Raw genomic sequence first — 3,435 nt, forward strand, 5'->3', positions numbered from 1 at the left:
GCGGCACCAGTCGCTGCTGCAACTGTAGCAGATGCACAACCTGCTGTAAGTCAGCCAGAAGCCGTCACAGCGACAGAGGTGGCATCGACAGCACCTGCGCATGATACGTCATTAGTAGAGCAGTCAGCTGTACATGAAAAGCCAGCAGTTGAATCAGAGCATGACAAAACGACTAAAACTGCTCTACAAGAAGAAGCAGATCCCGACATTCTACGAGCCAAGCAGGCGGCAACCGCACAGTTTTCTGGCACTGCCAATCTAGGTCAATCTCGTGATCTTGGCACAGAAGGTAATAATGCGATGGATCAGGCTATCAGTAATCCAGCCAATGCAGGACAGGCAGAGAAAAAACCAAGCGGTGGTTGGTTCATTTGGGTGTTTATTGCCATCATCATTATTGCGTTAGCATTGTGGTTATTTAACATGGGCGGTGCGTAACCAAGTACTGACCAGTGCATTTGACATGCTCTAACCCAAGCGGGCTTTGGTATAATTGTTAGCCAACTGTTAGCTACTATCGGCTAATAATCCGGCAACCCTCACGAATATGTCACTTTGATAGCGTCAACATTCAATAGAGTGTTGACGCTATATTTTATTTAACAGTCTGCTGTTTTATCTTTTGCCAATGTTTTGTTAAGAGAGCATTATTATGATGAACTTTGAAGAATATCAAGCTTTTAAAGACCGTGGCTTTAGTCATGCTCCACTGATAAAAAAACGTCTAATGGATGCACAGACACCAGTATCTGTATTTTCTAAAGTACGTGATTTAAACGGCTCTGCATATTTATTTGAGTCTGTCGTAGGCGGGGAGCGTTGGGCTCGATATTCGATGATTGGTTTAGGTAGTGATCTCATTTTGCAGTATGCCGATGGTAATATGACCGTCAAAAAAAATGACCATACCGATGTCGATGCAGTCGCTGACCCGTTTGACTATATTCGTCAGCTAATGGCGCAGTATAAGATGCCAACAGTCGAGGATATTGCAACGCTACCGAGCTTTAGCGGCGGCTTAGTAGGTTACTTTGGCTATGACATGGTGAGGGTTATCGAGCCAAGCGTGGGTTTATCAGATGCCCCCAATCCGATGACAATGCCGGATATGTGGCTGATGCTATCAATGAGCGTGATTGTTTTTGACAGTTTAGAAAATACGTTATCTATCATCGTTTATGCTGATTGTCACACTGAAGATGGTTATAGCAATGCCATCCGCGAGCTAGAAAAAATTGAAGAAAAACTGGCAGAAATGCCAAATCTGAGCGCACCCGTAATGCCGACGCCGACATTTACCTCACAAACAGGCGCGCAGAAATATTGTCATGATGTCAATAAAATAAAGGATTACATTTTAGCAGGCGATGTCATGCAAGTCGTTCCTGCGCAGCGTTTGACGGCCGATTATACTGGCGACTCATTAGCAGTTTATCGTGCCCTACGATTTTTAAATCCATCGCCTTATTTATTCTTGGTACATGGTTACACCCTCGATGATCACAAGCGTTTCGACATTATTGGGGCATCCCCTGAGATATTATCACGTATCGAAAATGGTAAAGTGACGGTACGACCATTGGCGGGTACTCGTAGACGCGGACAAGATGAAGCGGAAGATTTAGCGCTTGAAGAAGAGCTGCTGAGTGATAAAAAAGAGATCGCCGAGCACTTGATGCTTATCGATTTGGGTCGTAATGATATTGGCCGCGTTTGTGAATATGGCAGTGTCAAAGTCACCGAAAAGATGTTTGTCGAGCGTTATTCGCAAGTGATGCACATTGCTTCTAATGTTGAAGGGACGATATTGCCCAATAAGGATGCGTTGGATGTTTTTTGTGCGACGTTCCCCGCTGGTACGCTATCAGGTGCGCCCAAAATACGCGCAATGCAAATCATTGACGAGATAGAGCCAGTCCGCCGAACGGTATTTGGCGGCTCAGTCGGTTATCTGGGCTGGCATGGCAACATGGATAACGCCATTGCTATTCGTACTGCTGTGATGCGCCGTGGTAAAATTCATATCCAAGCGGGTGCTGGGGTTGTTGCTGATTCTATTCCAGAAGCAGAGTGGGAAGAGACCAACAAAAAAGCATTGGCGTTGGTCAAAGCGGTAAAGATGGCGTGTAATGGTTTACGGATTCGCTAGGGACTCCAGTCATAAAAACACAGTATGCGGTTATTGTGGAAAAACAGCCTATTTTTTTATTTAAAAAAATCATTACAATCAATTAGTTATATTTTTTTATTGAAATAATCATAAAAAAGGCAAAAAAGGGCTTGCGTCTTTCAAAAAATTTGATAGAATAGCCACCACTTTAAGAGAACAAGCCGACTTAGCTCAGTTGGTAGAGCAACTGACTTGTAATCAGTAGGTCGCCAGTTCGATCCCGGCAGTCGGCACCATCTCTCTTAAAGTAGCTTTTTATGAATCTGTCTTAAACTAAAGCCATTTTTGTTTAAAGCAACCTAAGGTGGGATTGGGGAGCGGTCAAACCCAACAGACTGTAAATCTGTCGCGAAAGCTTCGAAGGTTCGAATCCTTCTCCCACCACCATATTTTTTTAAGTTTGTCATAGCGCCAAGCATACTCTTTATACTTAATGACTCTCGATTAGAGTCCTCTTGAATAAGAGTAATTGCGGGTGTGGTATAATGGTAACACCTTAGCCTTCCAAGCTAATGACGCGGGTTCGATTCCCGCCACCCGCTCCATATATACAACATCGCAAAGATTATCAATAAATCATCACGACAGTCAGTTTTAGTATTGCTGTATCGTGATATTTTTTTTAGTAAATCCATAAGTTGTTTTTTGTGGTTATTAAAAACATGCTCATATAGCTCAGCGGTAGAGCACTCCCTTGGTAAGGGAGAGGTCTTGAGTTCAATTCTCAATATGAGCTCCATTTATTGTTTAAACCTCTTGTGTTTGCTTTGCCATCTTTAAACAGTTCGTGTCGATATCGAAATTACAAAATATTGAAAATTATAAATTACAGTGTAGCAAATAATATTTAAGGGTGACACTGAGGTGTTGCCTTTTAGTGCTGTCAATTTATCAAGCTATCAATACATGAGTAATTATCTAAAAGTATCTAAGACAAAATTATTTAAGATAAAAGTATCTAGGTTCGGCAGGCTCCAATATTATTAATGATTTACACTAAGATAAAGTAGTGCAACAGCGATAATGTATAATATCCTGCAATGTTCACTAGATTAAAAAATACGTATAATGCTTAAACCTATGTGTGCAGCATTGAAATGCATGATCTGAGCACATATATACAGTCGTAAAGTGATCAAACAGTTTTAGTAGATAAGCCATAGCGTCAACGGTTTGATGGTTCTGTATGCATCATGAGCCGTCAAACAGCTATTCACCGATCTTTGATTGATAAAGATTCACCAAAAAAAGAGGAAATACCCATG

At 41.8% G+C, this 3,435-nt stretch carries 1 protein-coding gene, 4 tRNA genes and 1 pseudogene; all 6 read left to right on the forward strand.

Translation table 11 applies throughout. The annotated features are described in order from the left end of the window. Window positions 1-438 (forward strand): annotated as a pseudogene (locus B2575_RS07820) (peptide-binding protein); the annotation flags it as partial. 214 nt (window positions 439-652) lie between these two features. Then, entirely contained in the window at window positions 653-2,149 is a 1,497-nt protein-coding gene (locus tag B2575_RS07825) for an anthranilate synthase component I family protein (protein WP_296241018.1), read from the forward strand. Window positions 2,150-2,330: 181 nt separating this feature from the next. Continuing rightward, window positions 2,331-2,406 (forward strand) — tRNA-Thr (locus tag B2575_RS07830). Between the two features lie 67 nt (window positions 2,407-2,473). Then, window positions 2,474-2,557, forward strand: a tRNA-Tyr gene (locus tag B2575_RS07835). 84 nt (window positions 2,558-2,641) lie between these two features. Next, a tRNA-Gly gene (locus B2575_RS07840) sits at window positions 2,642-2,715 on the forward strand. 119 nt (window positions 2,716-2,834) lie between these two features. Then, window positions 2,835-2,909, forward strand: a tRNA-Thr gene (locus tag B2575_RS07845). Window positions 2,910-3,435 lie beyond the last annotated feature (526 nt).

Origin of the sequence: Psychrobacter sp. UBA6739, from assembly GCF_002453835.1 — a bacterium.
GTDB lineage: Bacteria > Pseudomonadota > Gammaproteobacteria > Pseudomonadales > Moraxellaceae > Psychrobacter > Psychrobacter immobilis_A.

Coding starts and splice junctions, on each gene's coding strand:
- B2575_RS07825 (WP_296241018.1), top strand. CDS start 653: ATGATGAACTTTGAAGAATATCAAGCTTTTAAAGACCGTGGCTTTAGT.